This window comes from Thalassolituus sp. UBA2590, assembly GCF_002339775.1.
In the GTDB taxonomy this organism is placed as follows: Bacteria; Pseudomonadota; Gammaproteobacteria; order Pseudomonadales; family Oceanobacteraceae; genus Thalassolituus.
Window position 1 is genome coordinate 1 of sequence record NZ_DDKU01000118.1, and the last position, 14,850, is coordinate 14,850.

Consider the following 14,850-nt stretch of genomic DNA (forward strand, 5'->3'; position numbering starts at 1 on the left):
GCCTTCGAAGTCGATGTAGAAGGTCGGAATGTCGATAACACCGATGCGGCGGGTTTCTTTTCCGTCCTGGATCTCGATCACTTCTTTCTGCGCAGACTGTTCTTCCAGTTTTACCTCGTCACGGAGGATCGAAATCGTTTTCGGCTCTGCTGTGGCGACGGCACCACTGAGGATCTCAAGGCGGACTGTCGAGCTTTTCGGCCCACGGATCAGGTCCACGACTTCATCAAGGCGCCAACCGATCACATCGACCATTTCCTCATCGCCCTGAGCAACGCCGATGATCTTGTCTTCCGGTTCAAGGTTGCCTGCTTTGGAGGCTGGGCCACCCGGTACCAGGCGAACCACTTTGGTGTGCTCGTCTTCTGTCTGCAGAACTGCGCCTATGCCTTGCAGCGACAGACTCATATTGATGTTGAAGTTTTCAGAGTTACGCGGCGAGAAATACTGAGTGTGTGGATCAAAGGTACGGGTAACCGCGTTCATGAAGGTCTGATAGGCGTCAACCGGTCGGCTTTGATGCACTCGATTGAGCTGGTTCTGATAGCGCTTGGTCAGCAGCTCGAGGATGTCTTTATCCTCTTTGCCTGCCAGGCGCAGGTTCAGCATTGAGTTCTTCAGGCGCTTACGCCAGAGCTGGTTGAGTTCTGCCTTGGTAGATGCCCATGGAGTCTCTTCGCGATCCAGCTCCAGAACTTCTTTGCTCTTGAAGTCGTAACCTTTCGCTTTGCTCTCAAGCTCTGTCAGCATAAAAGACAAGCGTTCACTGACACGCTGTTGAAAACGATTGTAGATATAGAACGCAGGCTTCATATCACCGCGGCTGAGGGCTTCGTCGAGGTGATTACGGAATTGCTCAAACTCTTCGATATCAGACGCCAGGAAATAGCTGTGGGTGCCATCGAGGTCATCCAGCAGCGTGTTCAGGACTTCCGACGAAAGATCGTTATTCAGGCGCTTACGCTCGTAATGCCCGCGCAGCAGGTTGCTCATGATCTGCTGCGTTGTGATCGCTTCTTCCCGCGTTGGCTCCAGTGGCGTAAACGGGGTGCCGGGTTTTATCTCAGGAATCGTCGCATACGTACTGATTCCCGATAGGGTGAGTACGACAGCGATGGCTGAGAGAAGAAGGCGTTTGCCGGTATGCATCATAGCTTTACCTGATCCTTTGTTTCCTGCGATTGTCTTTATGAGTCAGCGCCGCTACCATGCGCGCCGTTCGTCCAGTCAGGCCCGGACATGCGTTAATACTTAATAGTAGACCCTAACAGAGAGCCTGATACCAACGTAAATCCCCGTTGTTTTGTGAAGAAGCGTCGGGTTCACGCCGAATTTGTAACTCATATAAGACAACAGGAGCCATCAGTGGCACGCGTTAATCTTGAATTGCCCGACGTTTTTACCTTTTCTACACACCTGACGGTTCGCGTCTCAGACATTAATTACGGTAATCACCTTGGGAATGACCGGATGATTTCGTTATTGCACGAGGCACGTCTGCGGTATCTTCACGATCATGACTTCAGTGAGTTCAACATCGGCGGCGTTGGCCTGATGGTGACTGACATTGTTGTGAGCTTCGTATCTGAATCATTTGTGGCTGATCGTCTGACTTTCAAGGTCGGGATCACTGATTTCAACAAATATGGCTGTGATTTTGTCTATCTGGTGGTCAATGAGAGCCAGAACAAAGTTGTGGCCAAGGCAAAGACGGGCATCGTTTTCTTTGACTTTGATGAGCGTCGCATCAGCCGGGTTCCCCCGGTCTTTTATGAGCGCTGTGCTCCTGACGTCACTCCCGTCACTGAATAGTATTACCCGTTGTTAAAGTAGGCAGTAAGGAAGTCCAGGAAAGCGCGACTTTTGTTCGCCAGATAGCGATTCTGGGGGAACACTACCTTTATAGTGCGCACCGGAATTTCCATGTCGCTGAACAGACGGACTAATTCACCATTGCGGATATGACGCTCTGCCACGTAGGTCGGTAGGGCAGTAATCCCCATGCCAGCCAGGCAAGCCTCGTAGATCAGGTCAATGTCGTTCACGGTGAGTTTGCGTTCGATGTTGGCCAGGGTGAAGTTGTTTTCTTTCTCGAACTGGCGTAGCCAGTTGATCCGCGCGTACTCGGCGTTTGCCACCACCAGAATGCGATGACTTATCACTTCTTCTAACGTGGTCGGCGTTCCCCACCTTTCGAGGTAAGCCGGAGAGGCGCAGATAACGATGCGTTGCTCAGCCACTGGCTTAGCGATCAGGCGGGAATCTTCCAGTGAGCCGATGCGCAGCGCAAAATCATACCCTTCTTTCACGATATCCAGTGGTCGGTCCGATATGTGAAGGTCAAAGCTCACATCCGGGTACTTATCAGAAAAATCGCTGAATATACGAGCCAGCTCCTTGCGCCCGAAGTTCGACATCGCGGTAATGCGTAGCCGGCCTTTGGGCGTATCGTCGAAGTCCGTTACCAGCTTTTCGGCTTCGGTGATGGAATCGAGAATGTTCTCGCAATGCTGGTAGAACATCTGGCCGGCCTCCGTCGGGCTGACCGAGCGGGTAGTCCGGTTTAGCAGGCGGACGCCAAGGCGTTCTTCCAGAGCGCTGATCTGCTTACTGACGGCCGAAGGGGTTACGCCAAGGGATTCTGCCGCACTGGAAAAGTTTCGGGCTCTGACCACCGAGACAAAGGTTTGTAACGGATCGACGCGCGACATGGGCTGTCCTTTCTGGTTGTCTGGCTGAACTCTTTCCCCAATGAAAAGCGGTCTGGCTTTTCCTTAAAGTAGGGAGTGATTGAAAAAATCCACTTATAGTTAAACAAAAGGAAATAATAAAAGCCAGATTCTGCCAACTGAAGATCAGGCTTTCTTGGATGGCTTATAGAGATTGATGAAGCCCGCGGCAATGATTAACGAGGCGCCCAGCCAGGTCGTCCACATCGGGATCTCATCCCAGATAAGCCAGCCCATCAACGCGCCATAGAGAACAGCGCTGTAGGCATAAACCCCCACCTTACCTGTGGGCGCCGTGCGGTAGGCTCGGGTCAGGGCCAATTGGCCGAGCGTGGCCACAAGGCCGAGAAGAAGTATCCAGCCCCAGAGATCCGCTGACACAGGTTGCCAGGTCACGGCCGCCCCGGGGGCACTGACGAGGGCCGCAATGACGCCAAAGTAGAAAACGATCGTCTGGCTGGATTCCGTTTCAGACATGCGTCGAATCGTGACTTTGGCCAGAGCAGCGAGAAAAGCACCGAGCAGTGCGACCAGCGCAATAAAGGTAAATGTGCTGTCGTCGGGCCTGAGAATGCAGGCAACACCGGCAAAGCCGACAAAAACCGCGGCTATGCTGTACTTACCTGCGCGCTCGCCAAGCCACAATAAGCCGATGAGTGGCATAAAGAAGGGGCTGGAGAGTTTCACCAGAAACGCTTCAGTCAGGGGCATGTGTCCGAGCGCCCAGAAATAACAGTACATAGCGCTGACGCCGACCAGCCCGCGCATCAGGTGCCAGTGCCAGACTGAAGTCTTCAGTAAGGTGGTGCCTTGCCGCAGAATCAAAGGCATCAGAATGATCAGGCCAGCCGCGTTGCGGAAGAACACGATCTGTTCTGTCGACAGGCTTTCTGAGAGGTACTTAATCAACGCACCCATGATGGCCAGCAGAGCCTCTCCGCCGATCAGAAATAAAGCCGCTTGTCGCAAGTTTGAGGTCATAACATCCAGAACAGTAAGCCGTGCCCTTGAGCTAAGCCCGACTGACACTATATAGAGAGTGGTAGACGCTACAGCGCGCCGTCAGAGGCGTCGGATTATACGCATGAATCGAGCTGTCTGATGAATTGAATGGTCTTCGGAGTAAGCTTGAGCTGTATCAATGAATTAAAAGTGAATTTTACTAAAGTTATATTTGTAGTTGTTGAAATTTATTAATTAACCGCCATATAGACTCCAGACCAGACACTTAAACAGGCAGCGACATAGATAGCCAAAGAGCTGAATAGCTGAATAGCTGAATGGCTCAATAAATAGTTGCCCAGAGATTTAAACCGAAATCAAAACTCGGTTAGCTCGCCAGCCCTCACCGGGAGCGCGCTAACCATGAGCAGGAGAACGAAACGATGCGTATGGACCGTTTAACAACAAGTCTTCAGAACGCCCTGGCTGAGAGTCAGAGCATCGCGCTTGGTCAGGATCATAATCAGATTGACACAGTGCACGTGCTCCTGGCGTTGTTCGAGCAGACCGACAGTTCGGTAAAAGACGTTTTGCGTCGTTGTGGAGCGAACGTCAGTAACCTCGAAGGGCGCTTACGTGCCATCCTCAGTGATCAGCCCAAAGTGAGCTCGCCGGATGGCAATGTGCAGCTGGCTCCCGAACTGGGCCGCTTACTGAATCTCGCCGATAAAGAAGCCCAGAAGGGCGGCGATCAGTTTGTCTCCAGCGAGATTTTTCTACTGGTGGCGCTGGATGAGCGTGGCCCTTCAGGTCAGGCTTTAAAAGAAGCGGGCGTTACTCGCGAAAACGCTGAGAAAGCAATCAAAGATATGCGTGGTGGAGAAAAAGTGACCGACGCGAACGCAGAAGACAGCCGACAGGCGCTGAGCAAATATTGTGTCGACCTGACCGAGCGTGCAGAAGCTGGCAAGCTCGATCCTGTGATTGGCCGTGACGAGGAGATCCGTCGCACTATTCAGGTATTGCAGCGTCGTACTAAAAACAATCCGGTGCTGATTGGCCCTCCAGGTGTGGGTAAAACCGCCGTGGTCGAAGGGCTGGCGCAGCGCATCATCAATGGTGAAGTACCAGAAAACCTGAAGAATAAGCGCATTCTGTCGCTGGACATGGGCGCGTTACTCGCGGGTGCAAAATACCGTGGTGAATTTGAAGAGCGACTAAAGGCTGTTCTGAAAGACGTCTCGAAAGAAGAAGGGCAGATCATTCTCTTCATCGACGAGCTGCACACTATGGTCGGCGCTGGTAAGAGCGACGGTGCCATGGACGCGGGCAATATGCTCAAACCGGCTCTGGCACGCGGTGAGTTGCACTGTGTCGGCGCGACCACGCTGGACGAATATCGCGAGTTTATTGAAAAAGATGCTGCGCTAGAGCGTCGTTTCCAGAAAGTGCTGGTGGATGAGCCCAGCGTTGAGGATTCAATTGCCATTCTGCGTGGCCTGAAAGAGCGCTACGAAGTGCATCACGGTGTCGAAATTACCGACAGTGCCATCGTCTCCGCAGCCAAGCTGTCGCAACGATATATTGCTGATCGACGTCTGCCTGATAAGGCGATTGATCTGGTGGACGAAGCTGCGTCGGTCATCCGCATGGAGATCGACTCCAAGCCTCAGGAAATGGATCGTCTTGAACGTCGTCTGATTCAACTGAAAATCGAGCGTGAAGCCCTGCGCAAAGAAAAAGACGATGCCGCTCGTAAGCGACTCAGCGACCTGAACGAAGAAATCAACAAAGCCGGTCAGGCGTACGTTGAACTCGAAGAAGTCTGGAAGAAAGAGAAAGCTCTGCTCGAAGGTGCCAGTAAGGCAAAAGAAGAACTCGAGCAGGCCAAACTGGAGTTGGACGCCGCGCGCCGTTCTGGTGATCTGCAGAAAATGTCAGAGCTTCAGTACGGGCGCATTCCAGAGCTGGAAAAGCAGGTGGCCTCGGCTAATGAAGCCGAAACCACAGGCACGCAGGAGTTTACGCTGCTGCGTAACAAAGTGACTGAGGATGAAATCGCCGAAGTGGTCTCTAAGTGGACCGGCGTGCCCGTGACCAAAATGCTGGAAGGCGAGCGCGAGAAGCTGTTGCGCATGGAAAACGTGCTGCACGACTCTGTGGTTGGTCAGGATCAGGCGATTTCGGCGGTCTCGAATGCAGTGCGCCGCTCACGTGCGGGGCTCTCTGACCCGAATCGCCCGAACGGCTCGTTCCTGTTCCTTGGGCCAACCGGGGTAGGTAAAACAGAGCTGTGTAAAGCGCTGGCCGGTTTTCTATTCGACAGCCGTGACGCCATGATCCGTATTGATATGTCGGAATACATGGAGAAGCACTCGGTAGCTCGCTTAATCGGCGCGCCTCCGGGCTATGTTGGCTACGAAGAAGGTGGATACCTGACCGAAGCCGTGCGTCGCAAACCCTACTCGGTCATCCTGCTGGATGAAGTCGAGAAGGCGCACCCGGACGTCTTCAATATCCTGCTTCAGGTGCTGGACGACGGACAGCTGACTGACGGTCAGGGCAGACGTGTCGACTTCAAAAACACCGTACTGGTGATGACGTCGAACCTGGGCTCGGATCTTATTCAGACCATGGCCTCAGATAGCGGCAGCGATTATGAAACGATGCGTGATGCAGTGATGGAAGTCGTGGGCAGTCATTTCCGCCCGGAATTCATCAACCGTATCGATGAAGCTGTGGTGTTTCATCCACTGGAGAAAGATCAGATCCGCGGCATTGCGGACATTCAGTTGCACATGCTGCATGAACGCTTACGCGAGCGCGATCTGTCTCTGGAGCTGACGGATGCTGCTACTAGCAAGCTGGTGGATGTAGGGTACGACCCCGTGTTTGGTGCGCGTCCTCTGAAGCGTGCGATCCAGCGCTGGATAGAAAACCCATTAGCACAGGATATTCTATCGGGTCGCTTTATGCCGGGCAGCACCATTGTCGCGGATGTAGAGAATGATGAATTTATATTCTCCGCACGAGAAGGCTGATCGCTGAGGTCGTAAAAGCCTGACAAGTCCTGACGCTAACCAGCACCCCGGTGCTTTGTGTCCCCTGACAGGCCAGGGAGCGGCCTGTATACTTGCCGATATCTATACTGGGTATCGGCTTTTTTATAGGGATTCATGATGTTGAGCGTACGTTTTTTCTCCTCTTTATTGGTCGTTGTGTCTGCAGCAGTGTTGTCAGCCTGTGCCGGTACTACTTCGCAACTCGATCTGGCCGCAAGTACAGACCTGCATTGTGGATCAATTCCAAGTGTTACCGTGGTGGATGACGTACTCACCATTGGGGCTGGTGAAAAACCGACTCCGGGCTATGCCGTTCAATTGAATGAGCAAAGCCGGAAAGGCGACAACCTTCGTATTGCTTATCAGGTCTCCGGCCCTAAAGAGGGCGCAATACTGGCGCAGATGATCACAAGCCCATGCACCCGTGTGACCCTACCCGAAGACTGGCAGCGTCTGACCGTCGAGAATAAAGATTCTGGTCAGCAATGGGTGTTTGAGAACGCAGCGAACTGACCCTCACTTGTGATTATTCTAGGTATTGACCCTGGTTCGCGTATTACAGGCTTTGGTCTGATTAATTCGGTTGGCGGTCGTAAAATCGAATACATTGCCAGCGGCTGCATTCGCGCAGGCACCGGCGAGCTGCCTGAGCGGCTTGAAACCATATACAAGAGCGTCTCCGAGCTGATCCAGCAATATTGCCCTCAGGAATTTGCCATTGAGCAGGTATTCATGGGGAAAAATGCTGACTCAGCGCTCAAGCTCGGCCAGGCTCGCGGCGTTGCGATTCTGGCTGCTCAGCTGGCGTCCTTGCCTGTGCACGAATATGCTCCTCGCACTATTAAACAGGCGGTGGTCGGAACCGGTGGCGCAGGAAAAGAGCAGGTTCAGCACATGGTCCAGCGTCTGCTTAAGCTGCCGGGGCTACCACAGGCGGATGCCGCCGACGCACTTGCCATTGCGCTTTGTCATGCGCACACCAACGCCAGCCTGATCAGCCGTGCTGGCTTAAAAACCTATCGTCGTGGCCGCGCTTCCTGATTGAGCAGCACTGTATTTTGCTGGTAGTCTATGCCGGTTAATTTATACAGCACACAAGCGAAATTCATACATGATTGGTCGACTGCAAGGCTTCATCCTCGAAAAGCAGGCCCCGGAATTACTTATTGATGTTCAGGGCGTCGGATACGAGGTGCAGGCACCTTTGTCCACATTCGCGGTCCTTGGCTCCATTGGTGAGCCCATTACTCTCTATACCCACCTCGCCATTCGCGAAGATGCGCATCAGCTCTACGGTTTCAGTGACAAAGGGCAGCGTACTTTATTCCGTACGCTGATTAAGGTCAGTGGTGTTGGACCCAAGCTGGCGCTGGCCATTCTGTCTGGTATGGATGTGAATGCCTTTGCTAACTGTGTTCACAATGAAGATGTTAAATCCCTGACGCGTTTGCCCGGCGTGGGTAAAAAGACTGCCGAGCGCCTGATTGTTGAAATGCGTGACCGTCTGAAAGAATGGCAGGCTCCGGCACCTCTCTGGGCAGCTGCCGATCAGGCGGAGAAAAATACTCAGGATCAAGCGTTCGCTGAAGCGGAAGGTGCGTTGGTTGCCCTCGGCTACAAGCCGCAGGAAGCGTCAAAAATGTTGATGAAAGTGGCGGATCAGTGCAGCACCCCTGAAGAAATGATCCGTATTGCTCTGCGTAACACCATGGGTGGCAAATGATAGAAACTGATCGCTTTATCGCACCGACGCCGCACCTTGGTGAAGAAAAGCAGGATCGCGCTATCCGGCCCCGTATGCTGGATGACTACATTGGTCAGCCGCATGTGCGGGAGCAGATGGAGATTTTCATCGGGGCGGCCAAAGGACGTGGTGAAGCGCTGGATCATACCCTGGTATTTGGCCCGCCGGGTCTGGGTAAAACGACCCTCGCCAATATTATCGCCGAAGAGATGGGTGTTCAGATCAAGTCGACATCCGGACCGGTACTTGAGCGAGCAGGCGATCTGGCTGCGATTCTGACAAGCCTCGAAGAGGGCGATGTGCTCTTTATCGATGAAATTCATCGCATGAGTCCGGCGGTAGAAGAAGTACTCTATCCCGCTATGGAAGATTATCAGCTTGATATCATGGTGGGTGAGGGTCCGGCCGCACGATCAATGAAGATTGAATTGCCGCCGTTCACCTTGGTCGGTGCGACTACAAGAGCAGGTTTGCTGACCTCACCATTGAGAGATCGTTTCGGTATTGTGCAGCGCCTGGAGTTTTATAATATTCATGACCTGTCGAGCATCGTCAGCCGCTCTGGGCGTCTGATGGAGCTGGAGGTCGAAGAAGAAGGCGCGCAGGAAGTCGCCCGTCGGGCGCGTGGCACTCCACGTATTGCGAACCGTTTGTTGCGTCGTGTGCGTGACTACGCTCAGGTCAAAGCGGACGGACGTGTGACCAAAGACGTCGCAGACCTCGCCCTGAACATGCTGAACGTTGATGCGCAGGGTTTTGATCACATGGATCGCCGTCTGCTGCTGACGTTAATGGAAAAATACGACGGAGGTCCGGCCGGGGTCGAAAGCCTTGCCGCGTCTATTGGTGAAGAGCGGGATACCATCGAAGATGTGCTTGAGCCATACCTGATGCAGCAGGGCTACATCACCCGTACGCCTCGTGGGCGAACGGCGACAAAGCTCGCTTATCTCCATTTCGGGATTGAGCTGCCGGCACGTTTCGGGTCGGATAACGATGGCGTTTGAATGGCCGCTGAGAGTCTATATCGAAGATACGGACGCCGGTGGTATCGTGTTTTACGCCAATTACCTGCGCTATATGGAGCGTGCCCGCAGTGAATGGCTGCGCTCATTCGGTTTCGAGCAGCAAGCTCTCATGCAGGCGGGAGTCCGTTTTGTTGTTCGGGATCTCAACATCCGATATCGCAAAGCAGCCGTATTAGATGACCAGATAGTCGCGACAACAGAGTTAGCTGAAATAACGAAAGTCGGGATGACGTTGAACCAGACGGTGATCCGGCGGTCTGAATCAGCGGAAAAAACGGAAGAACGAACCGAAGAACTTTTAGTCGATGCGCAGGTGCGTGTCGCGTGTATTAACAACGAAGGGCGGCCTGCAGCAATACCTGCTGATATCGTTGCCCTGATGAAAACCTAACGGAGCCAAAGTGAACGAGTCGGTTTCAATTACGCATCTTATTTTAAATGCGAGTTTTGTAGTACAGCTGGTGATGCTGATGCTGGTGGCAGCGTCAGTATTAAGTTGGGTCATTATTATTCAACGCGGTCGCCTGATCTCTGCCACTGAGCAATCTATGCGTCAGTTTGAAGAGCGGTTCTGGTCAGGCATTGATCTCAACGATCTTTATCGTGAGTGCCAGCAGCAGCCAGAAAATTCGTCTGCCGAAAAAGTCTTTATGGCCGGCCTGAAAGAATTCGGAAAAATGCGTCAACAAAGCCCGGGGGATCCTGAAGCCATGATGGCGGGTGTTCAGCGTGCCATGCGCATCGCGATTACCCGGGAAACCGAAGAGCTGGAAAATCATCTGCCAATGCTGGCAACCATTGGCTCGACCAGCCCGTACGTCGGTCTGTTCGGTACGGTATGGGGCATTATGCACTCCTTCCAGGGCTTAGTCAGTGTGAAGCAAGCAACGATTGCAACGGTAGCACCGGGGATTTCTGAAGCTCTGGTCGCTACGGCTATGGGTCTGCTGGCGGCGATTCCTGCGGTAATTTTCTATAACCGTTACGTCGTTAAAACCGAGAAGTTCCAGACGGCTCTCGTCACTTTTGCCGATGAATTCAGTGCTCTGCTGTATCGCCAGGCACACAAGGTAAGTCAGAGTCAGCGTGCCGGAGCGGAGGCTCTCTGATGGAACCGCTTCAGCAGCAAATGACGAAACGCCGCCCAATGGCGGAGATCAACGTTGTTCCCTACATCGACGTGATGCTGGTTCTTCTCATTATTTTCATGGTGACTGCGCCCATGTTGGTGCAATCTGTGCCCGTGAACCTGCCTGACGTTGACTCCACACCCACCGAAATTGATCCGGACGACACCACGCTGATGATCTCTGTCAGTTCAGATGGTCTTTATTACGTTGAGCGTGGGGAAGAAGAGCCAGAGCCAATGTCTCTGACTGGCGTGACCGATTACGCAGGAAAGTTACTGAAAGCTCAGCCGGACACTCGCTACATGATTCGCGGTGATGAGTCTGTGCCTTACGGTAAGGTGGTGCTGCTGATGGGGAACCTTCAGGGGGCAGGAATTACCAACGTCGGCCTCGTCACCGAAGCGCCAGATCCGGAGGCTCGCCCCTGATATGAATTGGCGCGAGCCCGGCAGTTATACCCTGCCAGTTGTAGGTGCCGTAGTCATTCACCTGGTCGCCGTTCTCCTGCTGGTGAGCGAGTGGCAACGTGATAAGCCGGTGATGTCTGAGCCTGTTCCACCGCACATGATTGCGAAAGTTGTTCAGGAAGAGAACAAGGCGGCAAAAGAGCGAGATCTGCAGCGCCAGCGTGAAGCTGAACGTCTGCGGCAGCAAAAACTCGCGCGCGAGAAAGCAGCGCGAGAGAAGGCTGCCCGCGAAAAAGCAGCAAAAGAAAAAGCCGCTCGAGATAAAGCTGCGGCCGACAAGGCTGCAAAAGAGAAAGCCGAAGCCGAACGAAGAGCGCGCCAGAAAGCTGCTGAAGAGAAGGCAGCTAAAGAAAAAGCCGCAGCGGAAGAATTAGCAAGAGAAAAAGCGGCCAAAGAGAAGGCGGCTAAAGAAAAAGCAGCACGCGAAAAGGCGGCTAAAGAAAAAGCAGCACGCGAAAAGGCGGCGGCAGAAAAAGCCGCTGCCGAAAAAGCGGCGCGGGAGCAGGCTGCAGCTGAACAAGCATTGATGGAACAAATGGCACTTGAGCAGGCAGAGGCGGAAATACGCCGACAGGAAGAGGCTGCGCGCGCTGCCGAAGCGGCAGAAAAAGCGGCCCAGATGACGGCGGAGTATCAGGATCTTATTCGCGCACAAGTAGCGTCCGTCTGGAACTATCCACCGAATGTCAGTGCCGAACTGGAAGTTGAAGTACGTCTTGTTATGGTGCCCACCGGTGAAGTTATTTCCGCCACCGTAACGCGTAGCAGTGGCAATGATGCACTGGACCGTTCGGTAGAGCAGGCGATTCTGAAAGCATCGCCGCTTCCTGTGCCTGACGATATTCGGGTGTTTGAGAAAAACTTCCGACGCTTAACCATGAAATTCAGACCGGAGAATGCCTCTTGGTAACACGAGTATTATTTGTACTGGCGCTGGTATTAGGCCAGGTCGCACACGCAGAATTAGTGATTGAAGTAACGCAGGGCAGACAGAGCGCTTTGCCGATTTCTGTTGTGCCTTTCGAATGGAACGGAGCACTGGAACTGCCAGAAGACATCAGCGGCATAGTTAATAATGACCTCGGAAGCTCGGGGTATTTCCGCACGCTGGATCGCTCTCTTATGCTGGCGACGCCGCACACGCCACAAGACGTAAATTACGTCGACTGGCAGCGGCTGAAACAGGATTATCTGGTAGTTGGCCAGATAAGTTCCGCAGAAGGTGGATACGCTGTCGAATTTCAGGTGCTGGACGTTCATCAGCAGCGAACTCTGATTCATCACCGTGTTAAAGGGAAGGCGACGCAGCTGCGGGATCTTGCGCATTACATCAGCGATCATATTTTTGGGCAGCTGACTGGTATCCCGGGGGTATTTTCGACCAAGATGGTTTACGTCACCACTAACCGGGAGCGTTCACGTTTTAACCTGAACTTTGCCGACGCAGACGGTGCCCGGGAGCAGCTTATCTTCCGTTCAGACGAGCCTATCCTGTCGCCGACCTGGTCTCCTGACGGCAAAAAAGTAGCGTACGTTTCATTTGAAAATGGACAGAGCGAAATCTTTTTCCAGGAACTGTCAACCGGGAAACGTGAAAAAGTCGTAGCATGGGATGGATCAAATAGTGCGCCATCTTTCTCATCCGATGGAACCAAATTGGCCTTTGTACACTCAAGGTTGGGTAACCCGGATATTTACGTGATGGATCTGAACACCCGTAAGGCGGAAAGAATTACCAAACACTATGGCATTGATACTGAACCGCAGTGGATGACCGATAATCGCCATATTCTGTTCACCTCCAGCCGGGCTGGTGGGCCGCAGATTTACAAACTGGACACTATCGATGGCTCGGTAGAGCGGGTCACCTTTGAAGGCCGGTACAATGCCAGAGCGAGAATGACCGCAGATGGCCGCAAAATGGTCTACGTACACGGTAACGGAGACCAGTTTCATATCGCTTCTCAGGACATGGAAAGTGGCCGGGTAAGAATACTGACCCGGGACACGAATTTGGACGAATCGCCTAGTGTTGCCCCCAACGGAAGTATGGTAATTTATGCGGCAACTGAGAAAGAACGAAGTATTCTGGCGGCAGTATCGGTGGATGGGGAAGTAAAATTCCGGCTGCCATCCAGATTCGGAGACGTACGCGAACCGGCCTGGTCTCCGATACTGAATTAATCTGAACTACTAACCACAATTGGGAAGAAGCAACTATGCAAAAAACAGCACTGTACAAAGCACTGGGTATCGCCTTCGGCGCACTTCTGGTAACTGCATGTGCCAACAATGGTGACCTGGAAGAGGGTGCAGGCGCTGCAACGACTGCTACCGAACAGCAGGCAAACGAAGCAGCTGATAGCGCTACTACTGGTGTTGAGTCTGCGTCACTGCAGGGTGAACAAATGATGTCAGACGCTGAAAAAGCGGCTCAGCAGGCTCTGCTGGACATCACTGTTTTCTACTTTGACTTTGACCAGTCAAGCATCAAAGAGTCTGGCAAAGCCGCTCTGAGTGCACACGCTGCGTACCTGGCATCAAACTCAAGCGCACGTATTGTTCTGGAAGGTCACGCTGATGAGCGCGGTACTCCTGAATACAACCTGGCTCTGGGTGAGCGTCGTGCAATCGCTGTTCGTCAGTTCCTGATGGCGAAAGGTGCTTCTTCAAGCCAGGTCAAAGTTGTTAGCTTTGGTGAAGAGAAGCCAGCAGTTACTGGTAGCACCAGCTCTGCATACGCTAAGAACCGTCGCGTAGAAGTTAAATACCAGAGCCGTTAATGAAGCGGCTTGTCGTTACTCTGGCGCTGGCAGCCTCGTCTGTCAGCGCGCTTTCAGATGACGGCTGGGTATCGGTCGGGTCAACCCAGGTGGTTGCCCCGGCCAGTTCTGAACCCGTCGTTACTCCCGATCAATCCCCGATCCTTGCCCCATCCGCCAATCCTGGTGGAGACCTTCTTACTGAACTGATGCTCCAGGTGGAGCAGATGAAGACGGAAATTGCCTCCTTGCGTGGCCAGCTCGAAGAGCAGCAGGCCAAAGTCAGGCGAATGGAAGCGTCGCAGCAAGATCGCTACCTCGACCTTGATAGTCGAATCTCTGCGTTAACTCTGGCACCGCCAGCGGTTAACAGCCAGGAAGTGACTCAGGCAGAAGCTGATAACAATGATGGCGAGGCACTCCCTCCTGCAGGAGAGGCCTATAAGTCAGCGATGCAGCTTGTCCGGGATAAAAAGTTTGCTGAAGCACGTAAGGCCTTCGATAGCTTTGCTGAAAACTACGCCGGCGATGCACTCGCAGTAAATGCAATTTACTGGTCAGGCGAAGTCAGCATGGTTGAAGGTAAGCTCGACGTTGCGGAAGCGCGCTTCCGAACCGTGAAAGAGGATCACAGTGGTCACTCGAAAGCCGCGGATGCTTCATACAAGCTCGCCGTCGTGCTTGATAAATCAGGTAAGAAGGCAGAGAGCAAGGCGCTGTTGCAGGAAGTCATCAGCCAGTACGCTGGCAAGAGCGACAGTACCGTTTCTCTGGCACAGGCCTACCTGAAGAAAATGCAAGGCACTTCTGAATAATGCACTCACGCGCTGCATGACTGCATCATTCAAAGGTGCTCAGGTTCAGTAGCGCGGGCTTTCAGGGTCTAAGTTACTGAATCTGAAACTTTTTTCAGAAAAAGGGTTGTCAGCCGCGAAAATATCAGTAATATACGCGGCTCCTTCGGGTCGTTAGCTCAGTTGGTAGAG

General features: G+C 53.1%; 16 protein-coding genes. 13 read left to right on the forward strand and 3 right to left on the reverse strand.

The features are described 5' to 3' along the window. Positions 1-1,152, reverse strand: a 1,152-nt coding sequence (locus B2067_RS10450) for a PDZ domain-containing protein (RefSeq protein WP_301388396.1), incomplete at its 3' end; no start/stop codon positions are given. Positions 1,153-1,365: 213 nt separating this feature from the next. Here B2067_RS10450 and B2067_RS10455 point away from each other — a divergent pair. Beyond that, positions 1,366-1,812, forward strand: coding sequence for an acyl-CoA thioesterase (locus B2067_RS10455; RefSeq protein WP_076516072.1), 447 nt, complete (start codon positions 1,366-1,368; stop codon positions 1,810-1,812). Between the two features lie 2 nt (positions 1,813-1,814). On the opposite strand, the gene B2067_RS10460 is transcribed toward B2067_RS10455, so the two are convergent. Both B2067_RS10460 and B2067_RS10465 read right to left on the reverse strand, forming a co-directional pair. Beyond that, positions 1,815-2,711, reverse strand: a complete 897-nt coding sequence (locus B2067_RS10460; protein ID WP_301388397.1) for a LysR family transcriptional regulator — start codon at positions 2,709-2,711, stop codon at positions 1,815-1,817. A gap of 144 nt (positions 2,712-2,855) precedes the next feature. Beyond that, positions 2,856-3,710, reverse strand: coding sequence for a DMT family transporter (locus B2067_RS10465; protein ID WP_301388398.1), 855 nt, complete (start codon positions 3,708-3,710; stop codon positions 2,856-2,858). A 404-nt stretch (positions 3,711-4,114) separates the two neighbouring features. Between B2067_RS10465 and clpB the strand changes: the two genes are divergently transcribed. The 12 genes from clpB to B2067_RS10525 all read left to right on the forward strand — a co-directional run bounded on the left by clpB (position 4,115) and on the right by B2067_RS10525 (position 14,679). Beyond that, on the forward strand, positions 4,115-6,712 hold the full coding sequence (clpB, locus tag B2067_RS10470) for an ATP-dependent chaperone ClpB (protein ID WP_301388399.1): 2,598 nt from the start codon (positions 4,115-4,117) through the stop codon (positions 6,710-6,712). Positions 6,713-6,850: 138 nt separating this feature from the next. After that, complete coding sequence (locus B2067_RS10475) at positions 6,851-7,246, forward strand: protease complex subunit PrcB family protein (protein WP_301388401.1); 396 nt, start codon at positions 6,851-6,853, stop codon at positions 7,244-7,246. 9 nt (positions 7,247-7,255) lie between these two features. Then, entirely contained in the window at positions 7,256-7,774 is a 519-nt protein-coding gene (ruvC, locus tag B2067_RS10480) for a crossover junction endodeoxyribonuclease RuvC (RefSeq protein WP_068434567.1), read from the forward strand. Positions 7,775-7,844: 70 nt separating this feature from the next. Beyond that, positions 7,845-8,456, forward strand: coding sequence for a Holliday junction branch migration protein RuvA (ruvA, locus tag B2067_RS10485; protein WP_301388403.1), 612 nt, complete (start codon positions 7,845-7,847; stop codon positions 8,454-8,456). Further along, positions 8,453-9,484 (forward strand): Holliday junction branch migration DNA helicase RuvB, encoded by a 1,032-nt coding sequence (ruvB, locus tag B2067_RS10490; protein ID WP_301388405.1) that lies wholly within the window; start codon positions 8,453-8,455, stop codon positions 9,482-9,484. The genes ruvA and ruvB overlap by 4 nt, the downstream gene beginning before the upstream one ends. Next, entirely contained in the window at positions 9,474-9,896 is a 423-nt protein-coding gene (gene ybgC, locus B2067_RS10495) for a tol-pal system-associated acyl-CoA thioesterase (RefSeq protein ID WP_301388407.1), read from the forward strand. Before ruvB ends, ybgC begins: the two co-directional genes overlap by 11 nt. Before the next feature lie 10 nt (positions 9,897-9,906). After that, on the forward strand, positions 9,907-10,614 hold the full coding sequence (gene tolQ, locus B2067_RS10500; RefSeq protein WP_301388409.1) for a protein TolQ: 708 nt from the start codon (positions 9,907-9,909) through the stop codon (positions 10,612-10,614). Further along, positions 10,614-11,063 (forward strand): protein TolR, encoded by a 450-nt coding sequence (gene tolR / locus B2067_RS10505; RefSeq protein WP_068434582.1) that lies wholly within the window; start codon positions 10,614-10,616, stop codon positions 11,061-11,063. Before tolQ ends, tolR begins: the two co-directional genes overlap by 1 nt. 1 nt (position 11,064) lies before the next feature. After that, positions 11,065-12,012, forward strand: coding sequence for a cell envelope integrity protein TolA (gene tolA / locus B2067_RS10510; RefSeq protein WP_301388410.1), 948 nt, complete (start codon positions 11,065-11,067; stop codon positions 12,010-12,012). Further along, positions 12,006-13,286: a Tol-Pal system beta propeller repeat protein TolB gene (tolB, locus tag B2067_RS10515; protein WP_301388411.1), complete on the forward strand. Its 1,281-nt coding sequence runs from the start codon at positions 12,006-12,008 to the stop codon at positions 13,284-13,286. Before tolA ends, tolB begins: the two co-directional genes overlap by 7 nt. 35 nt (positions 13,287-13,321) lie before the next feature. Next, the gene (gene pal, locus B2067_RS10520) at positions 13,322-13,885 is read left to right on the forward strand and encodes a peptidoglycan-associated lipoprotein Pal (protein ID WP_297532085.1); all 564 of its coding nucleotides are present in this window, start codon (positions 13,322-13,324) and stop codon (positions 13,883-13,885) included. Beyond that, positions 13,885-14,679, forward strand: a complete 795-nt coding sequence (locus B2067_RS10525) for a YbgF trimerization domain-containing protein (RefSeq protein WP_301388414.1) — start codon at positions 13,885-13,887, stop codon at positions 14,677-14,679. Before pal ends, B2067_RS10525 begins: the two co-directional genes overlap by 1 nt. Positions 14,680-14,850: the final 171 nt, after the last annotated feature.